Source organism: Pseudoalteromonas sp. PAR1, from assembly GCF_947311895.1.
GTDB classification, from domain to species: Bacteria; Pseudomonadota; Gammaproteobacteria; order Enterobacterales; family Alteromonadaceae; genus Pseudoalteromonas; species Pseudoalteromonas lipolytica_C.
Genome location: NZ_CAMZMY010000012.1, coordinates 121,628 through 140,531 on the forward strand (window position 1 = coordinate 121,628; position 18,904 = coordinate 140,531).

An 18,904-nucleotide genomic window follows, 5' to 3' on the forward strand; every position below is an offset into this window, starting at 1 on the left:
ACTTTAAGATACCAATGGATAAACTCAACTCAATTACTAGCTTTGTCGAAGTTGCCCGCACAGGCAGCTTTACTCAGGCCGCTGAGCACTTAGGTTTAAGCAGATTACAAGTTTCTAGGCATATTCAAGATATTGAAAAGTGGCTAAATTTAAGGTTATTTCATCGCACAACACGAAAAGTCAGTTTAACTCTTCAAGGTGAAGAGGCCCTTAGCTATTGCCAGCAAATACTCAATCAAGTGTCTGACTTACAAAGCCGAGCACACAGCCACAACAACGAATTGGTGGGTACCATTCGAGTTGCCTCTCCGATTGGGCTTGGCCAACATAAACTATTTGATGCCATTGAAGAGTTCACCAAACGCCATCCACAGACGCGATTTGAACTGTTACTCTCAGATAGTTTATCGCAGCTGGTTGATGACCGCGTTGATATCGCTTTGCGTTATATCCACCAGCCCGATGAAGGACTCATTGCCCGTAAGCTAATGTATATCGCAACCGCAGTGTGTGCATCAAACGACTATTTAGCTGCGAGCCTACCGATTAATGAGCCAAATGACTTAACTGCACATAATTGCCTTATTCATAACAAACACAATATTTGGCAATTTCAACGCGACGACAACACTCAAAAAGTGACTGTTAAGGGCAACATTGTTGCCAATGATATGGGTGTGCTTTTAAAAGCAGTAAAACAAGGAATGGGGGTGGCTCATTTACCCTGCGATCTCGCCAATGACTATTTAGCATCAGGTGAGCTTATTAAAGTGCTACCAGAGCATACAACTATAGGCTCTCATTTATGGGCGGTGTACTTATCGCGTAACTTCCAACAAAATGTGGTCAGAGCGTTCATCGACTTTTTAGCCGAGCACTGGCAACACGATATCTTATAATCCAAATCTGCTGCATGTACGTATAAGCAAACAAAAAGGAGTCGTAATGCAGCACTTAGATCATGAAATATCACGCATCATAGAGATGGCGTGGGAAGACAGAACCCCGTTTGAAGCAATAAACCAGCAATTTGGTTTAAATGAAAAAAGCGTTATCGCGTTAATGCGTGAACAATTAACAAGCTCGAGCTTTAAACTTTGGCGAAAACGCGCAGCAGGTAGGCAAACTAAACACTTAAAACTACGAAACCCTGATATCACTCGCGGCTACTGTAAAACCCAGTACAAACATCGATAACGCTACTTGAGTTGTTCAGCAAACTGCCCAACAGCATCAACAACTTTTTGAGCGCCATTTTGTATATCGGCCATCACTTTTCCTGACTCAGTAGCAAGGCTGTAACTTTGTTCTGCCTTGCTTTTACCTAATTGAATGACTCCAACTGTATTTTGTGTAAGCACACGGTTTTGTTGCACCACATCAACAATCTCAATGGTTGCGTTTGAAGTTCTGCGGGCAAGTTGCCTTACTTCATCAGCAACTACAGCAAACCCTCTTCCTTGTTCGCCTGCACGAGCAGCCTCAATTGCAGCATTTAATGCTAATAGATTGGTTTGGTCGGCTATACTTCCTATGCTTTGCACAAGTGAAGCTATTTGTTGCGATTGCTTATCAAGGGCAGCCATTTCTTGCGCTGCTTGTTCCATTTGTTTTGCTAGCGCATCCATAACTTGCACCATGTTATGCAATACTTCAGCACCTTGCTGAGCAATCTTGTCGGTTTCTGTGGAAGTGCTATAGGCTATATCTGCGGCCTGAGAAATAGCCATTTCAAGCTTAACTTGTTCTGTAATGACAGTGGCAAACTTTACAACCTTATAAAGTTCACCTTGCTCATTAAAGATCGGATTATAAGTTGCCTCAAGCCACACAGGATCACCTTGCTTATCGACACGTTTAAAGCGTGAAGCAATAAATTCACCTTGTTGTAGCTTTTGCCAAAAGTCGGCATATTGATCAGAGCCAACTTCATCAGATTCACAAAACATACTATGATGCTTACCAATAATTTCTTGTGCTGTGTAACCAACCCCCGCTAAAAATTGCTCATTTGCTTTAAGCACATAACCATTTAAATCAAATTCAATCACAGCCATTGAGCGATGGATTGCCTTCACTAAATCCTGATTTTCACGGGAAGTTTCAATGGTCCGCGTCAATACGCTTGCATGCAGAGTAATTTTTTGAAATTGCTTATCTTTGTTAACAACACGGTGTAAAAAAACACGCAACCATACTGGGCTATTTTTTGCGTTTATAAGCTGTACAGCTCCCACCCAAACGGTTTGTTCATATAGCGCTTGCTTAAAAAGTTCAAAGTGGGGTGTTTTTCGGGCAGTATCAGGGACAAAATCAAGTAAAGATTTGCCAAGCAATTGTTTTTCAGAATACCCAAGCTCAGTTAATACGTGCTCATTAACCGAGAGGATATAGCCATCTTCATCAAGCTCTAAAGTAAACATACTCTGGTCTAAAGTATCTTTTACTTGCATAACACTAAATAATTCATTCTCTAAATCGGCAATTCTATTCTTCAATGGCTGAGTAAAAAACATGGCTCTTCTCACCTTAAAATCATATGAAAACAACACAGAGCAGTACTCTAAGAACTACATGAGCTGTAACTTTTAATGATTTTAGCCGAATTGAATGAATAAAAACTCAGCTTTTACGACAATAAGAAGTTTCTCGGGTGAAAATAAGAAATAATTTAATTTTTTGAAATAATAAAAAACCTAGTAAAACTAGGCTAAGCATATAAGACTATTTAAGTTTGTTTACAAACTGACCAATTGTATCAACCACCTGTTGAGCGCCATGCTGAATATCTTCCATCACCTTACCCGAGTCATTTGACAACGAGAGCCCTTGCTCAGCTTGTATCTTACCTTCTTCTATCACTTTTACGGTGTTTTTGGTTAGTGACTGGTTGTGTTGTACTACATCAACAATTTCTTCAGTTGCTTTTGAGGTTCTTGAAGCTAACTGCCTTACTTCATCAGCAACCACAGCAAACCCTCGCCCTTGGTCACCTGCTCTAGCTGCTTCAATTGCAGCATTAAGCGCTAGTAAATTGGTTTGTTCAGCAATACTACTAATACTTTCTACGATATTTGAAATTTGCTGTGACTGCTTATCGAGCGCCGTTATTTCCTCTGCAGCTTGCTCCATTTGCTGAGCAAGATCTGCCATCACCTTCATCGTGTTACGCAAAACATCAGCTCCTTGCTGAGCCAGTTTGTCCGTCTCAACCGATGTGCTGTAAGCTATTTCTGCAGCTTGCGTGGTTGCCAGTTCACGGTTTACTTGTTCAGTAATAACCGTTGCAAACTTCATAACTTTATATTGCTCACCAAAATCATTAAAAATAGGATTGTATGACGCTTCAAGCCACACGGTGTTACCGTATCGGTCAACACGCTTGAAACGATCAGCAATAAATTCTCCTCGCCTTAATTGCTGCCAAAACTGCGCATATTCAGATGACTCCACAACCTCTGATTCACAAAAAATACGGTGATGCTTGCCAACAATCTCTTCTTTCTTATAACCCATAGAATCTAAGAACAGCTGGTTTGCATTAATGACTTTTCCTTCAAGATCAAATTCAATAACAGCCATTGAGCGGTTTATCGCATTAATAACATCACTATTTTCACGAGATGTGGCAATTACATCCGTACATACAGAACCATAAATAGCATAATAATTAAATTCACCATGCTCATTTAAAACTGGTTGAACAATAATACACAGCCACTCAACCTGCCCATCATAACGAGCAACCTGCATTTGCCCTACCCAGTGTCGTTGATTTGCAAGTGCATTATTTAAGTCTGAAAACTGATAAGTATTGCGTGATTGAGGGGTTATAATCGTTTGAAAAGGAGCATCAATTAACTTTTCATGTGGATAACCAAACTCATTTAAAAAGTTTTGATTCATGTAAGAAATCGTACGATCTTTACGAAGTTTCAATACCAGCATTTCTTCATCAATGCCTGAAATAAGGCCCTTGAGTGGATGGAGCTCAGCATTTAATGCTGCTATTTCATTTTGTAATGCTTTATTGAACCACATATAACGCCCTAGATTAAATCACTAACATATTGTTGTTAATGTGATTGTAGAACATTCAGTATGAGATGCTAGTTTTGGGCACTTATATCGATAAGGATTAGCAAGCCTGTGAGGTTAATTTGACATACTTGTCGGCTAATTCATCTAGTGACTCTCGGTGATTTGGGTCTGGCTTAATGCAGTCAATTGGACACACACTCACACAGGTAGGATTATCATAATGCCCAACACATTCAGTGCATTTGTTAGGGTCAATTTGATATATCTTCGCCCCCATATAAATAGCCTCATTCGGGCACTCAGGATCACACATGTCGCAGTTAATACATTTGTTATTGATGAGTAATGCCATGACACACCTTTAAGCACGATGATGGAGTATTGCCTTTAAAAGCTAATCTAGAATTCAAAAAGCAGCGAAAATTGCAGCCGCGTAATATAGATGGCTGCGAATGAAGTTTCTTTGATCTAGATCAAACGACAAGCCACTCTGGAAAAGTAATTACTTTGGCCGACAATTCACTTAACCATAAACAATTGCAAACTCCTTAAGTACACTTTAACAGAAGTAAGTTTGCTTATTTAAAACCCTAAAAAGAGCCAACTCATTTTTACTATCCGGTATTTAAAAACACTGTATTTCGTATAGTTACCATCTTGACTTTACTTTTTAACTGCCTGAACTAAAAACAATTTTTAAATATTTCGTTGCGATTTAAGCTGTCAAAACCGTCCCATTCCTCGTTTAATTTTTACACATCTTTTTTAACAATTTATTGATATAGCTGTTGACGTAAACTGTAAATCACACTACCCTTTTCTGGAAGCGCTTTCATAAGGGCGATTTTCAACCTCTTTATGGTAGCGCTTCCAGATGCATTTAATAATCTATTTTCGACAACAATATCATGCCCTAATTGCATGAATAACAATGATAAAAATGAGGGAAACCTGATGCCAAGCCATAACTTCAAAAGAACAAAGTTAGCTTCTAGCTTATCTTTGCTTTTAGGTGCTAGCACCTGCTTTTCTGCCTATGCAGAGCAGTCTGAACACAACGATGACATTGAAGTCATTCAAGTAACAGGATTTAAAGGAAGTATTAAAGAATCAACCCAATTAAAGCGCTACTCTTCAGGTGTTGTTGATGCTATTTCATCAGAAGATATAGGTAAATTCCCAGATACTAACCTAGCAGAATCTTTGCAACGTATTACAGGTGTATCGATAGACCGTAGTAATGGTGAAGGCTCAAAAGTAACAGTACGTGGTTTTGGTCCAGACTATAATATGGTGACTTTAAATGGGCGTACTATGCCAGCAGCCTCACTTCCTGCTGGCGGTGGCTCTCCAAATTCTCGTGCATATGATTTTGCTAATTTGGCATCAGAAAGTGTTAAGTCAGTTGAAGTCTATAAAACCGGAAAAGCAAATATTGCATCAGGTGGTATTGGGGCCACAATAAACATTAATACTGCCCGCCCTCTAGACAATCCAGGTTTAATTACCAATGTTGGTGTAAAAGCTATGCACGATACAACTAATCGTGTCGGCGATGATATTACACCAGAAATCTCAGGTATCTTTAGTTGGACTGACGAAGAAGCAAAGTTTGGTGTATCACTTACTGCAAGCGTTCAAAAACGTGATAGTTCGGCAGCAGGTGCTTTTGTTAACGAATGGAGAACGACTGCATACGACGGCACAATTCCTCAATCTGCAGATGACATCATCATCGAAAATGCACCTGCAATGGGGCAATATTATTCAATGCCTTCCGATCTTCGTTACACAATCGCCGATCGTGAACGCACTCGAACAAACGCGCAGCTAACACTGCAATATAGTCCTGTAGAGTCACTTACCGCAACACTTGATTACACCTACTCTCAACAAGAGTTATTCGAGTCACGTGCTGAGCAGTCAATCTGGATGGATAACTATAAAACGCACTTAATCTTTGATGACAATGCGGTTAAAACACCAATCTACTATAAAGAAGAACGCCGCGATCTATCAACGCGTGATCTAGGCTTAGCGTTACAAGAGCTCAATCAACTTAATAAAAATGACTCTATTGGTCTTAATCTTGAATACTTTGTAAATGACCAACTCAGTTTTGTATTTGATGCGCATAGTTCAAAAGCAACGAGTGAGCCCGATGCGCCTTATGGCAGCTGGGTAAATGCAGGGTTAGGAGCGAATATTGTCGCTTCTCAAGAAGTCGATTTTAGTCGTGATTTACCCTCTATGGTGATTGATTTTGATGATTGTAGTCGTACTAATTTAAACTGTAATGGAGTGTTAGACCAAGATGACGTTGGTACTTCTATACTTGATTCTAACTTTGCACGCCAAGAATCAACGGTTGATGAATTCCGATTACTTGGTAAATATGAAATTGAGTCAGGGGTAATAGACTTTGGTATTGAGTCACGCTCAATGGAAAGTCACTCATTGCAGTCACTTACTCGTAATACGATGGGTAACTGGGGTATCGAAAACCCTGGTGAGTTACCTGATGGCTACCTTGACCCGACAAATTTCTTAAGTGAATTAGATGGCTACAATACCTCAGGTTCATTTGATCAAGGTTTCACTGGCAGCGCGTCAGAAATTGGTTATTGGGCAGCAAGCCAATACGGGTTTAATTTTGCTGCAGATGGCGCATTTGCAACAAACCGTACTATTAAAGAAGATATTCAAGCTGCATTTGTACAATATAAGCATCAAGGTGAAATTGGTGATATGCCATTTAACCTCTTAGTTGGTGCTCGTTACGAAACCACAGATATCACATCAACAGCAAATATTGACTTACCAAATGCAGTCGCTTGGGAAGGTAATAACGATTTTAATGTGCGATATGGCACTGACAAACAAGATTACTCTCTAAGCTCTGATTATAATCACTTTCTACCTAGTATCGATTTTGATATTAACGTGGTTGATGATGTAAAAATTCGTGCTTCATATAGCACCACAATCGCACGACCTACTTATGATAATTTAAGCTCTGCAGCAACGGTTGGAGTACCAACGGGGCCAAGTTTAATTCCAGGTACCACTAATGCACCAGCTTCAACGGGTAACCCAGGCTTAGTACCGCTTGAATCAGATAATATCGATGTTTCAGCTGAGTGGTACTACAGCGATGTTAGTTATGTTTCTGTCGGTTATTACAATAAAAAAGTTGATAATTTTATTGGTTTAACACCAATGACTCAAAATTACTATGACTTACGAGATGTTTCAGCAGGTCCCCGCGCTCAAGCAGCAAAAGCTGAACTAGAGGCTAGAGGTCTTGCCGTAACTGACTCAAACCTATTCCAAATGGTTGCAGCCATGGAAAATGGAGTTGCTTTTGATTCAATGACTTATGAAGAGTTTGAAGCAGCCTACGATATCTTGCCTAACAGCGATGATCCACTAATGGAATTTACAGCTCAAGTTCCTACTAACAATAAAGATGCAAAAATTGACGGATATGAATTTGCTATCCAACATTTCTTTGGTGATTCGGGCTTTGGTATTCAAGCAAACTACACGATTGTAAATGGCGATGTTGACTTTAATGTCGCAGCAGATCCTACGACAACGCAGTTTGCATTAGTAGGTTTAAGTGACACAGCTAACTTAATTGCAATGTACGAAAATGATAAATTTCAAGCTCGTATAGCCTATAACTGGCGTGATAAATTCTTAAACAATGCGGCTCGCTATGTAAATGAACCTGCATTTACTGAAGAGTATTACCAAGTCGATTTTAATGTAGCTTATAACTATAGTGAGAAACTCTCTTTCTTTTTAGAGGGAATTAACATTACAGAGCAAGACAACCGCCAACATGGACGATACAAAGCGCAGTTATGGAATTTAGACAAAAATGGTGCTCGCTACAATTTAGGTGTACGTTATAACTTCTAAGCTATTGCTGAAGCAAGAGTATACGGTCTAATAGCAATTTACATAATATGTGGGCTCTTGGGGATAGAAAGGCGTTATTATTTAGTTTTTCTTAATTAGATATTTTTAACGCTAATAGCGTCAATTTAGATCCCCAAAAGTTCACGATTAGCGTGAATTGATAAAAAGCCGCTCCTATTGAAGCGGCTTTATATTTAAAGTAAGCATATGAGCAAAATAATTAATAATATTGTGATCATTGGCGGTGGCGCTGCGGGGTGGCTTACAGCCGGATTACTAGCAAAAGAACATCCACATCTTCATATCACTCTCATTGAATCTGCTGATATTGGTATTTCTGGTGTTGGTGAAGGCACATGGCCGTCAATGCGAAATACTTTACAGCGAATTGGGGTCAAAGAAACTGACTTTTTACGTCAATGTGATGCGTCCTTTAAACAAGGTTCAAAGTTCATCAATTGGCGAGGGGAACAGCAAGGAGATAACTATTATCACCCTTTTATGATTCCTGAAGGCTACTATGAATATGATGTTCATGCTGCTTGGAAGCAATTATTTTCTCAGCAAAAATATGCTGATGCTATGAATATGCAAAGCTTTATTTGCCAAGCAGCACTAGCGCCAAAACAGATTAATACACCACAGTATGCTGGTGTTACAAATTACGGCTATCATTTAGACGCTCATAAATTTGCACGCTTTTTAACACAGCATTGTGTAAATACGCTTAACGTAAAGCATATTGTTGATAATGTGATTTGTGCAAATAACGATGAGCAAGGCTACATTAAAAGTGTCAGCACACAGCATAATGGAGCGATAACAGGTGACTTATTTATTGACTGTTCAGGTAGTCAAGGGCTATTAATCGCCAAGCATTATCAAATCCCGTTTTTAGATCAAAGCCACATTCTATTTAATAACACAGCAGTAGCAGCCCAAATACCATACGAAAGCCAATCTCAAAATATTGCCTCTGCGACATTATCAACTGCACAATCCGCAGGTTGGATTTGGGATATAGGTTTACCAACCAGACGCGGAATTGGCTATACATTTAGCGATAAATATTGTGACGAAGCAAGCGCAATAGAAACACTAAAAAGTTACGCGGCACAAACGATAGGCACTCAACAAGCAGACACAATTGAAACACGAACACTTCGTTTTACCCCGGGTTACAGAGAAATATTTTGGCATAAAAACTGTGTCGCGATTGGCATGTCACAAGGGTTTATAGAACCATTAGAGGCATCTGCGTTAGCCATGGTTGAACTTAGTATCAGTATGCTAAGTGAGCAGATGCCTGTAGACCAAGATCACATGCAGTTATTGAGTACCCGGTTTAATAAACGTTTTAAATACCGCTGGGAGCAAGTCATAAACTTCCTAAAACTTCATTATGTATTGAGTAATCGTGATGATAATGGTTATTGGCATGCTAACCGCAACCCTAATAGTATCCCACTTGAATTACAGAACTTGTTAACACTGTGGCAGTATCAAGCACCCAGCCGATTTGATTTGGTCGAAAATGAAGAAATCTTTTCTTCTGCAAGTTATCAATATGTGCTGTATGGTATGGGGTTTGAAACCAGTCTAACCACAAAACTTGATGGCCAAAAGTGCCACAAAGCAGAACAACTATACCAACTCAATCGCAACAAGATTGCACAATACTTACAAAAATTACCCACTAACCGACTGTTATTAGAACAATTACAAGGGAGTAAGGTGGCAACATGAGACAACAATCAATTAAACAGGTGATCATCGCTGGCGGCGGAACTGCCGGTTGGATGACCGCAGCTGCGTTAGCCAAATTACTAAATAAAGATATTAAAGTCAGCTTAATTGAATCAGACGACATTGGCACCGTAGGTGTTGGCGAAGCAACCATTCCACCTATTCGTACCTTTCATAAATTACTAGGTATTGATGAAAAACTTTTTATGAAAGCTACCCAAGCAACCTTTAAATTGGGGATCAGCTTCGAGAATTGGCACAAGCCACAAAGTGACTATATTCACTCTTTTGGTATGACAGGTAAAGAATGTTGGGCTGGCGAGTTTCATCATTTTTGGTTACATGCAAAAAAAATGGGGAATAAAGACGACTTTGGAGATTACTGCTATGAATTACAGGCAGCTAAACAGGGAAAATTTGGTATTAGCCCTCATAATCCAATTAATTATGCATTTCATATGGATGCTAGCCGTTATGCGGCATTCTTACGAGAGTTTGCAGAAAATCTAGGTGTAAAACGCTTTGAGGGCAAAATTGAACGAGTAAATAAGCATGCTGATAATGGTTTTATAAAGAGTTTATTGCTCGATGACGGCACAGAGATAACGGGTGACTTCTTTATTGATTGCACTGGTTTTAAAGGTTTACTGATAGAGCAAGCCTTACATACTGGTTATGAAGACTGGTCACATCTATTACCTTGCGATAGTGCGGTAGCAGTTCAAACGAAAGGGACACCCGAAATAGCTCCTTACACGCGATCCATTGCTCACCAATCAGGTTGGCAATGGCAAATTCCTTTACAAAATAGAGTTGGCAATGGCTTAGTCTATTGTAGCCGTTATTTATCAGACCATGATGCAACTCAGTTATTATTAAATAATCTAAGCAGTGAAACTCTCACCGAACCAAAAATTATCAAATTTAAAACTGGCCGACGACGCAAGGGTTGGAACAAAAACTGTTTAGCGCTGGGTCTTGCCAGTGGTTTTTTAGAGCCTCTTGAATCAACCAGTATCCACCTCATCATGACTGGGATTATTCGCTTTATGCGATTATTTCCTTTTACAGGCATAACCCAGCACGCTATTGATGAATACAATAAACAATTACAGTCAGAGCTTGAAAGTATTCGTGACTTTATTGTTTTGCATTACAAAGTCACCGATAGGGATGACAGTGAATTTTGGCAGCATTGTAAAACAATGGAAACACCTAAGTCACTTGCTCATAAAGTCGCATTGTTTAAAGAGACTGGACGGGTTTTCTTAGATGATGGTGATATTTTCCGCGTCGACTCTTGGGTGCAAGTCATGCTTGGGCAAGGCATAATGCCAGAGCAATACCATCACGTAGCTTCTTTGATGAATGATAAAGAGCTAAGCCGATTTATGCAGGGGATCAAACAGCAAATAGCGCAACGCTTACAACAATTACCGACACATAGAGCGTTTATTGAACAATACTGCCCTGTTGATACTTAAGTCTAAAAAAGGCATTACTATTGCCAAAATATTTATAATTAAACAAACTGTAAAACCACATCAAAAATGTCGACTTTACCTTAATTGCAAGCTAAATGATGTCTCTTTTGACGATACTTATAAGCGTTAAACTTTCCTAACTATTGAAGAGCTGAGCGTGCTGGCTGTAAAAAGTTAAAGCTAGCAACATAATACAGCACCTAGCTTAGTTACGTCGTTATCAGCTCTTAAATTAGCGCTAAAGTTATAAAAGTAATAAACCATTAACCTATTAATTATTAAAAGATAAAGCAGATTTTCACTGTATATTTAGGGCTAAATAAAATAAACGGTTGACCGTTTGCAGATTAGCCTCTAACCTAAATATGGAAGCGCTACCACAAAACACCAAACATCCTTATGGGGTGTTACGGTAATCTTATGGAAGCGCTACCATAAAATTTTAAATTTAGCCGCAAGATTTACTTGCTCTTGTTTACCAAAGGTTTCATTTCATGACTCAGCTCACGTTACCAAAAAACTCAACAATGCTTAGCAAAGACTTTATCTATGGCGTTGCGACAGCTTCGTTTCAAATAGAAGGAGCTGCCGATAAGCGCCTTCCATGTATTTGGGACACCTTTTGCGCGACTCCAGGAAAAATCGCTGATAACTCAAATGGTAATTTCGCTTGCGAGCATGTTAAAAAATGGAAAGACGATATTGAACTAATCGACTCTTTGGGTGTAGATGCTTACCGTCTTTCTATTTCATGGCCAAGAGTCATAAAATTAGATGGCACTTTAAATCAAGAAGGTATTAACTTTTACATTAATATTTTAGACGAGTTAATGCGTCGAAATATTAAAGCATTCGTCACTTTATATCACTGGGATTTACCACAGCATTTAGAGGATAAAGGCGGCTGGTTAAATCGCGAAACTGCTTACGAATTTGCGCATTATGTAGACCTAGTTAGTCAGGCCTTATCAGGAAAAGTCTATTCATACGCGACCTTGAATGAACCTTTCTGCAGCTCTTATTTAGGCTATGAAATTGGTGTTCATGCCCCTGGGATCAAAGGCCGAGAATTTGGACGTAAAGCTGCCCACCACTTGCTGCTTGCACATGGCTTAGCTATGAAAGTACTAAATAAAAATAGCCCAGAGTCACTTAACGGTATCGTACTTAACTTTACTCCTTGTTATCCTGTATCGTCTAGCGAAGCCGATTTAGCTGCAACAGCTTTTGCTGATGACTACATAAACCAATGGTATATGAAACCTGTAATGCAAGGAGCTTACCCTGACATTATCGAACAGTTGCCAGCCGCTCATAGACCTGACATTCTAGCTGGCGATATGGAGATTATTTGCCAACCATTAGACTTCTTGGGCGTTAACTTTTATACCCGATTACGTTATGAAGCAAGTGACACTGATTATTATCATGAACTGCCTCATCAAGCGCCAATGACAGATATCGGCTGGGAGATATATCCACCAGCATTGACTGAGTTATTAGTCTCTTTACATGAAAAATATGAGTTACCGCCAATCTATATCACTGAAAATGGCGCTGCGATGGCTGACAAAATGGTAGATGGAGAGGTAAACGATCAAGACCGTGTTGACTATTATAATGCACACCTAAATGCTGTGAATGACGCAATATTACAAGGCGTAAACATGGCTGGCTACTTTGCATGGAGCTTAATGGATAATTTCGAGTGGGCAGAAGGTTATTCAAAACGCTTCGGAATTGTTCATGTTGATTACGATACACAAGTACGAACAGTAAAGCTAAGTGGTAAAGCATATAGTCAGTTAATCACGCGCCGATAATAAGACAACAATAATGATAAAACACACTCTTCCCATCTACGAAAAAATAGGCTACGCGATGGGCGATGCCGGCGCTAATTTAGTTTGGCGTGGTGCTTTGGCCTATTTAGCCGTTTTTTATACAGACACATTTGGTATTTCTGCCGCCGCTGCTGCGTTACTTTTTTTAGTTGTGCGCTTATCAGATGGCGTGACAGATATAATAATGGGGATGATTGCAGATAGAACGCAAACACGTTTCGGTAAATTTCGTCCTTGGATATTGTGGTCAACTCCTTTTCTCGCCTTGTTTATGGTGTTGTGCTTCACAACACCTGACATAAGCCCAGCAGCTAAGCTATTTTATGCTTATTTCACTTATATAGGGCTCACTCTAGCTTATACGGTAAGTAACGTGCCCTACTCTGCTTTAATGGGGGTTATGACTGGTGATGACCTAGAGCGAACTAAATTGTCTGGCTTTCGCTTTGCCGGAGCATTTGCAGGTGGCTTATTAGTTATGGGCTTTTTACCTGATTTAGTTGCATACTTTGGGCAAGGAAATAGCGCACAAGGTTACCAATACACTATGTATGTATTTGCGGCCTTACTCACTGTACTCATGTTAATCACGTTTGTAAGTACAAAGGAGCGCGTTCAACCTGCAACAAAAACGCAAGTTTCACTAAAAACTGAGCTAACTGATTTAAGTAAAAGCTTACCTTTTATCATTCTTCCTTTATTGGCGATCACATTATTTTTCTATTATCGCGAGCTCTACTCCGGTTTGTTTTTTGCGGCAACAATGATTTTTATGACTGTCGTAATTCGTCGCTTACTTGCAAGCGATCATAGTAAGCTAAGTGGCACTCAACGAGATATGGTTGATTTACTTACAAATAAACCATGGCTGATCTTATTAGGTATGGGCTTTTTAACAATGATGTTTAATGGCATTAAATATGGTGTCATTGCTTATTATTTTAAATATTACGTAGGTAATGAGCTTTTAACTGGCCAATACTTTATAGCTTTATTAATCGTCTCAATTTTCGGCGCGTTAAGTACAGGAAAATTAGCTGAGATTCTGGGTAAACGTACTTTGTTTATCGCTTCATTATTACTAAGTGCCTTCTTTACCATTTGTTTCTTTTGGCTGCCAAATGATAACCTCAGCCTGATCTTTGTTATGGGTTGTCTGTCTGAATTCTTCGCAGCCATGATGCCTACCCTGTTTTTTACGATGCTTGGGGATAGTGCTGACTATTCTGAGTGGAAAAATAAACGCCGTGCCACTGGCCTCATATACTCAGCAGGAACTTTCGTGCAAAAAACGGGAGGTGGATTTGCCGGAGCCTTAGTGCTTGTTGTACTTGCAAGTTATGGCTATGACGGAATGGACGAAACCACCATTGCACACTCACTCGATGGCATGATACTACTAATGAGTTGGCTACCAGCAGCGTTTGCTCTACTAGCCGCAGCACTGATGGCCTTTTATCCATTAACATCTGAAATGACAGAAAAAATAACAGAAGACTTGGCAATTAGGCGTGCAAGTCTGTAAATTAAACAGTTAAGGTTTATATCAAACAGTAATTATGGCAACTATTTATCAGGTATCAGAGCTCGCTGGCGTTTCTTTATCAACCGTATCTCGGGTGTTAAATGAAAATGATTACGTCAGCAAAAAAACCAAACAAAAAGTCCTCGATGCGATGGAGCAGCTAGGTTACAAACCAAATTCGATAGCGCGCTCTCTTGCTTCAAATTGCACCAATAGTGTGGGGATTTTAGTCTCTGAACTAGACGGTGCATTTTTTGGTGAAATGATGTCTGCTATTGAAGCCCAATTAAGGGCAGCTGGTAAACATGTCATTATTACGCCAGGACACAGTGAAGAAGACAAAGAAAAAAGTGGCTTAGAATTTTTAATTTCTCGTAACTGTGATGCGATCATCGCCCACGTTGAAGCCGTAAGTGATGAATATTTAGTAAAATTAAATAAAGGTAAAACCCCAATCTATCTAATCAGTCGCTATGTAGACCAAATGAAAGAAAACTGCATTAGCCTTGATAACGTAATGGGTGGCTATTTAGCGACTAAGCACTTACTTGAGCAAGGCCATAAACAGATTAATTACATAGCAGGCCCTTTATTCAAGCCAGATGCTTATAACCGACTTGAAGGCCACAAAAAAGCGCTAAAAGAATATGGTATTGCATTCGACGAGCAGTCTCTTTTCGTGGGTGACTTTAAAGAAACTGGCGGATACAAAGGCTTACAGCATTTCTTCAACATCAATAAAGAATTTACAGCTGTTGTATGTGCAAATGATGAAATGGCCTCGGGCGTAATGAAATGTGCAAGAGAGCACAAGCTTGATCTTCCCAAAGATCTGGCAATCATCGGCTTTGATAATGTTCATTTCACAAATTATTTATATCCAACTTTGACGACCGTTGATAACCCTGTCGAAAAAATGGGTATTATGGCCGCGAACTTAGTGTTAAAACAGGTGTATAAACAAAATCGCGCTAATATAGAGCATATATTTACGCCAAACTTGTTGATCCGCGATTCAACAACACGTTTAACCAGATCTTAATAAAAAGCGAATACGATATCGCTTGTTAAAAAGTAACGAACAAAATTGCTATAGAAATGGAGAAGCAGGTGTTTATCGGTGAAGTAGCCAAAAAAACCAATTTATCCGTTAAAACAATTCGCTTTTACGAAGAAAAAGGCCTCATAACAACCCCTCAACGTCAAGGAAAGTACCGTGTTTATACAAATGAACACATAGAGGTTTTAAAGCTAATCTCAGAAGCAAAATTACTGGGGGTTACACTCGCTGAGTTGAAGGGCTTTATAAAGTATGAAAACGGGCAAGCAAACTGGGCCGAGATTAGAGAATTTTTGTTGCATCTTAAGAGTCGTTTGCAAACACAAATTGAGCAGACAAAACAAAAAATCGCCCATATTGATTCATGTGTTGGCCTTATTAACATCAAATAGTTAGTTGACTCTCCCCTTAAGTGGAGAGTTTATAATCGCTGTAGGTTATTGATTTAATCAAGCTAGATAGCATACACAGTGTGCTTTCAATAAAGTCGTTTTTATATTTTCAAAAATTGGGCCTTTAATAACTTCGATTTCATACCAATTCGCTCTATTAGGTAGCAATTTAGACAAATTAAATCTCGTTGATAACGGGGCAAAGATTACTGATTTAGTTGTTCTAAATAAGAAATCATTAATGCAGGTAGCGACAGGCTTAATCCCTGAAAATAATTAAGCGTTCTTACGAATTAATTAAGGAAGATCATGGAAAAGTTAGCAACCGACATTTGGATTTTTGATGGTGAAGCAGTAACGTTCTTTTTTTTACCATTTACAACCCGCATGACTGTTATTAAACTCGCGAATGGCGATCTATGGGTGCACAGTCCTATCCACCTAAGTGATGCCTTAAAGAGCCAAATTGACCAGTTAGGCCCGGTTAAATACCTTATAGCTCCTAATCACTTACATCACTTGTTTTTACCACAATGGATTGCAGCATATCCCGATGCTAAAACTTATGGCACTAGTGAGGTCATCAAAAAGCGCAATGATATCTCTTTTGATGCATCCCTTAATGACGACTTGGACTGGCAGTGGCAGGCAGATATTTCCCAAGAGTTATTTACAGGCTCACCCTTTATGGAAGAGTGTGTGTTTTTCCATAACAACTCTAAAACATTGATTGTGACTGATCTGATTGAGAACTTTTCTGGTGACAACTTTAAGGCTTGGCAAAAATGGCTCGCAAAAGGTGCGGGGATCTTAGCTCCTAACGGAAAAACACCGATAGATTGGCGCCTCAGCTTTATGTTTAAAAAGCCTCAAGCTAGACAGCATTTTGAAAAAATATTGGCTTGGGAGCCGGAAGTTATCGTTATGGCTCATGGAGAAATAATAAAACACCACGCCATGGGGTTTTTACGTGAGTCGTTTAGTTGGCTTAATAAAACCTAACTATATTGCACCTGTTGACCACTTTATAAAAGCGTTTATGTCAGTTTAGTAACTGCAATTACGGAAATTTCGTCGGAACGTTGACTGAGCAAAATTTCAAAATTTTTTCAGATAGTGATTGACTCTCCCGTTAAGGGGAGGCTTTAGAGTAGCAATTATTTCCTAACACAAAGGTCTTGATTGTGAAAAACATACTCATTTTAAACGGAAACCCAAAACCCAATAGCTTTGCTGACTCTTTAGTGGATGCATATGAATGCACAGCTAAAGAAACGGCAAATATACGTACTTTTAGACTGTCTGAAATGGACTTTAACCCAGATCTCAGCTTTGGTTATGATCAGGTACAGCCGTTAGAGTCATGCTTAGAAGCATTTACAAATGCACTCCTTTGGGCCGATCATCTCGTGCTTATTTCGCCGGTTTGGTGGGGTAGCCTACCCGCTAAATTAAAAGGGCTGTTTGATCGCGTTTTTTTGCCTGGGGTTACCTTTACGTTTGAACAAAATAGTTTACTTCCAACACCACTTTTAACCGGCAAAACTGCAAGACTTATCCTAACCATGGACACCCCAAAGGAGCTAATAGATCAATTAGCACAGCCTATTTTAGAGCAGTTGGGTCGACACACGCTTGAGTTTTGCGGTTTTGCACCGCCAAAAGTTAACTTATTTGGTTCAGTTATCTTATCAAGCGACAGGCAAAGATCGGACTGGCAGACTACTGTGGGAGAACTGGGTTCTCAATGTGACTAAAGGCTTATGTTTGTTGTGTAAAATATAATATATTATTATTTCTATTAGGCATTGCTGCAATGATTGAGCAGTGCCTAATTAGAAGTTAGCTGGATAGGACGCATATGGATTATATTAAAGTAAATAGAGATACATGGAATAAAAGAACTGATCTTCATACCCAGTCTAGTTTTTACAATATACCAATGTTTAAAAATGGGAGAAACTCACTCAATCCCATCGAGCTCGCCCTACTCCCAGATGTTAAAGATAAATCGCTATTGCACTTACAGTGTCATTTTGGTCAAGACACGCTCTCTTGGGCAAGGCTTGGCGCGTGTGTAACAGGTGTTGATTTGTCGCCTACTGCAATTGAGTATGCCAATGAGCTCAAACAAAACTTAAATTTAGAAGCCACTTTTATCGAAAGTAATGTTTACGATTTTGACGCTATCAACCAGCAACTTTTTGATATTGTTTACACTTCTTATGGTGTTCTAAATTGGTTACCAGATTTAAATCGATGGGCTAAAGTAATTGCTAACTCTTTACAAGCTGGCGGCACTTTATGTCTGGTTGAATTTCACTCTTTTAATGAGTTATTAAATGGCTACTCTTATTTTCATGACTCTGAACCTACCATTGAAGAAGAAGGAACATACAACGAAAATTGTGATGGTACAAAGTCAAAAACAGTAACCTGGAGTCACCCAATTAGTGACATTATAAACTCACTCATTCAGGCTGGTTTGACGATTGAGTCATTCGACGAATACCCATATAGCCCTTATGACTGCTTTGAAGGCTTAGAGTATGTTCATGATAAAGGCTACCAATTACTTCACAAAGGACATCAAGTTCCTTTAGTGTTTTCGATTAAAGCAAGAAAAGGATGTTAATTTGACCCATTTAATTTTTGAATATGGCAATTCACTTAATTAAGCAATCTACTATGAGGCAATAAAACCTCGCTAATAACACGGCAATAATTTCGTTATTTAGTGGTTCTAAATAAGAAACTTTAACGCAGCTAGCGACACGTTTTATCCCTTAAAATAATTAAGTATTGCAGATTAATGGAATGGACTCTCTCCACTCCCCAACGGCGTCATAATGCGCCATAGTAGTTTGGGGTAAGTTTTAGCTTAA

15 protein-coding genes are annotated in these 18,904 nt (G+C 39.2%); 12 read left to right on the plus strand and 3 right to left on the minus strand.

Translation table 11 applies throughout. The annotated features are described in order from the left end of the window. Positions 1-14 precede the first annotated feature (14 nt). Together QL229_RS11990 and QL229_RS11995 are read left to right on the plus strand one after the other, a co-directional pair. Positions 15-899, plus strand: a complete 885-nt coding sequence (locus QL229_RS11990) for a LysR family transcriptional regulator (RefSeq protein WP_138558233.1) — start codon at positions 15-17, stop codon at positions 897-899. A 46-nt stretch (positions 900-945) separates the two neighbouring features. Further along, positions 946-1,197, plus strand: coding sequence for a TIGR03643 family protein (locus tag QL229_RS11995; RefSeq protein ID WP_135926818.1), 252 nt, complete (start codon positions 946-948; stop codon positions 1,195-1,197). A gap of 2 nt (positions 1,198-1,199) precedes the next feature. Here the strand turns inward: QL229_RS11995 and QL229_RS12000 are convergent, their stop codons facing one another. The 3 genes from QL229_RS12000 to QL229_RS12010 all read right to left on the minus strand — a co-directional run bounded on the left by QL229_RS12000 (position 1,200) and on the right by QL229_RS12010 (position 4,393). Continuing rightward, entirely contained in the window at positions 1,200-2,516 is a 1,317-nt protein-coding gene (locus QL229_RS12000) for a PAS domain-containing methyl-accepting chemotaxis protein (protein ID WP_138558234.1), read from the minus strand. Between the two features lie 208 nt (positions 2,517-2,724). Next, positions 2,725-4,041, minus strand: a complete 1,317-nt coding sequence (locus tag QL229_RS12005) for a PAS domain-containing methyl-accepting chemotaxis protein (RefSeq protein ID WP_063529392.1) — start codon at positions 4,039-4,041, stop codon at positions 2,725-2,727. A 97-nt stretch (positions 4,042-4,138) separates the two neighbouring features. Continuing rightward, a complete protein-coding gene (locus tag QL229_RS12010) occupies positions 4,139-4,393 on the minus strand; it encodes a YfhL family 4Fe-4S dicluster ferredoxin (RefSeq protein ID WP_135926816.1) in 255 nt (84 codons plus the stop codon). Between the two features lie 602 nt (positions 4,394-4,995). On the opposite strand from QL229_RS12010, the gene QL229_RS12015 reads away from it, so the two are divergent. The 10 genes from QL229_RS12015 to QL229_RS12060 all read left to right on the plus strand — a co-directional run bounded on the left by QL229_RS12015 (position 4,996) and on the right by QL229_RS12060 (position 18,654). Further along, a complete protein-coding gene (locus QL229_RS12015; RefSeq protein WP_063529643.1) occupies positions 4,996-7,968 on the plus strand; it encodes a TonB-dependent receptor in 2,973 nt (990 codons plus the stop codon). A gap of 207 nt (positions 7,969-8,175) precedes the next feature. Beyond that, positions 8,176-9,714 (plus strand): tryptophan halogenase family protein, encoded by a 1,539-nt coding sequence (locus QL229_RS12020; protein WP_138558235.1) that lies wholly within the window; start codon positions 8,176-8,178, stop codon positions 9,712-9,714. Then, a complete protein-coding gene (locus QL229_RS12025; protein ID WP_138558236.1) occupies positions 9,711-11,198 on the plus strand; it encodes a tryptophan halogenase family protein in 1,488 nt (495 codons plus the stop codon). Before QL229_RS12020 ends, QL229_RS12025 begins: the two co-directional genes overlap by 4 nt. 494 nt (positions 11,199-11,692) lie before the next feature. Then, a complete protein-coding gene (locus tag QL229_RS12030) occupies positions 11,693-13,021 on the plus strand; it encodes a GH1 family beta-glucosidase (RefSeq protein WP_063527689.1) in 1,329 nt (442 codons plus the stop codon). Positions 13,022-13,034: 13 nt separating this feature from the next. Then, entirely contained in the window at positions 13,035-14,567 is a 1,533-nt protein-coding gene (locus QL229_RS12035; protein ID WP_138558237.1) for an MFS transporter, read from the plus strand. A 34-nt stretch (positions 14,568-14,601) separates the two neighbouring features. Further along, positions 14,602-15,609 (plus strand): LacI family DNA-binding transcriptional regulator, encoded by a 1,008-nt coding sequence (locus tag QL229_RS12040; protein WP_135926811.1) that lies wholly within the window; start codon positions 14,602-14,604, stop codon positions 15,607-15,609. A 68-nt stretch (positions 15,610-15,677) separates the two neighbouring features. Then, positions 15,678-16,019, plus strand: coding sequence for a MerR family transcriptional regulator (locus QL229_RS12045; RefSeq protein WP_063527686.1), 342 nt, complete (start codon positions 15,678-15,680; stop codon positions 16,017-16,019). Positions 16,020-16,328: 309 nt separating this feature from the next. Beyond that, the gene (locus QL229_RS12050; protein ID WP_138558238.1) at positions 16,329-17,021 is read left to right on the plus strand and encodes a DUF4336 domain-containing protein; all 693 of its coding nucleotides are present in this window, start codon (positions 16,329-16,331) and stop codon (positions 17,019-17,021) included. A gap of 182 nt (positions 17,022-17,203) precedes the next feature. Beyond that, positions 17,204-17,776 (plus strand): NAD(P)H-dependent oxidoreductase, encoded by a 573-nt coding sequence (locus QL229_RS12055; RefSeq protein WP_138558239.1) that lies wholly within the window; start codon positions 17,204-17,206, stop codon positions 17,774-17,776. Positions 17,777-17,880: 104 nt separating this feature from the next. Further along, positions 17,881-18,654 carry a class I SAM-dependent methyltransferase gene (locus QL229_RS12060; protein WP_138558240.1) on the plus strand — a complete coding sequence of 258 codons (774 nt, stop codon included), beginning with the start codon at positions 17,881-17,883 and terminating at the stop codon, positions 18,652-18,654. Positions 18,655-18,904: the final 250 nt, after the last annotated feature.

What these genes read in the sequence shown, in the direction of transcription:
- QL229_RS12015 (WP_063529643.1), top strand. Translation starts at nt 4,996, where the DNA reads ATGCCAAGCCATAACTTCAAAAGAACAAAGTTAGCTTCTAGCTTATCT.
- QL229_RS12020 (WP_138558235.1), top strand. Translation starts at nt 8,176, where the DNA reads ATGAGCAAAATAATTAATAATATTGTGATCATTGGCGGTGGCGCTGCG.
- QL229_RS12005 (WP_063529392.1), bottom strand. Translation starts at nt 4,041, where the DNA reads ATGTGGTTCAATAAAGCATTACAAAATGAAATAGCAGCATTAAATGCT.
- QL229_RS12060 (WP_138558240.1), top strand. Translation starts at nt 17,881, where the DNA reads ATGGATTATATTAAAGTAAATAGAGATACATGGAATAAAAGAACTGAT.
- QL229_RS12000 (WP_138558234.1), bottom strand. Translation starts at nt 2,516, where the DNA reads ATGTTTTTTACTCAGCCATTGAAGAATAGAATTGCCGATTTAGAGAAT.
- QL229_RS12050 (WP_138558238.1), top strand. Translation starts at nt 16,329, where the DNA reads ATGGAAAAGTTAGCAACCGACATTTGGATTTTTGATGGTGAAGCAGTA.
- QL229_RS12010 (WP_135926816.1), bottom strand. Translation starts at nt 4,393, where the DNA reads ATGGCATTACTCATCAATAACAAATGTATTAACTGCGACATGTGTGAT.
- QL229_RS12025 (WP_138558236.1), top strand. Translation starts at nt 9,711, where the DNA reads ATGAGACAACAATCAATTAAACAGGTGATCATCGCTGGCGGCGGAACT.
- QL229_RS12030 (WP_063527689.1), top strand. Translation starts at nt 11,693, where the DNA reads ATGACTCAGCTCACGTTACCAAAAAACTCAACAATGCTTAGCAAAGAC.
- QL229_RS12035 (WP_138558237.1), top strand. Translation starts at nt 13,035, where the DNA reads ATGATAAAACACACTCTTCCCATCTACGAAAAAATAGGCTACGCGATG.
- QL229_RS11990 (WP_138558233.1), top strand. Translation starts at nt 15, where the DNA reads ATGGATAAACTCAACTCAATTACTAGCTTTGTCGAAGTTGCCCGCACA.
- QL229_RS11995 (WP_135926818.1), top strand. Translation starts at nt 946, where the DNA reads ATGCAGCACTTAGATCATGAAATATCACGCATCATAGAGATGGCGTGG.
- QL229_RS12040 (WP_135926811.1), top strand. Translation starts at nt 14,602, where the DNA reads ATGGCAACTATTTATCAGGTATCAGAGCTCGCTGGCGTTTCTTTATCA.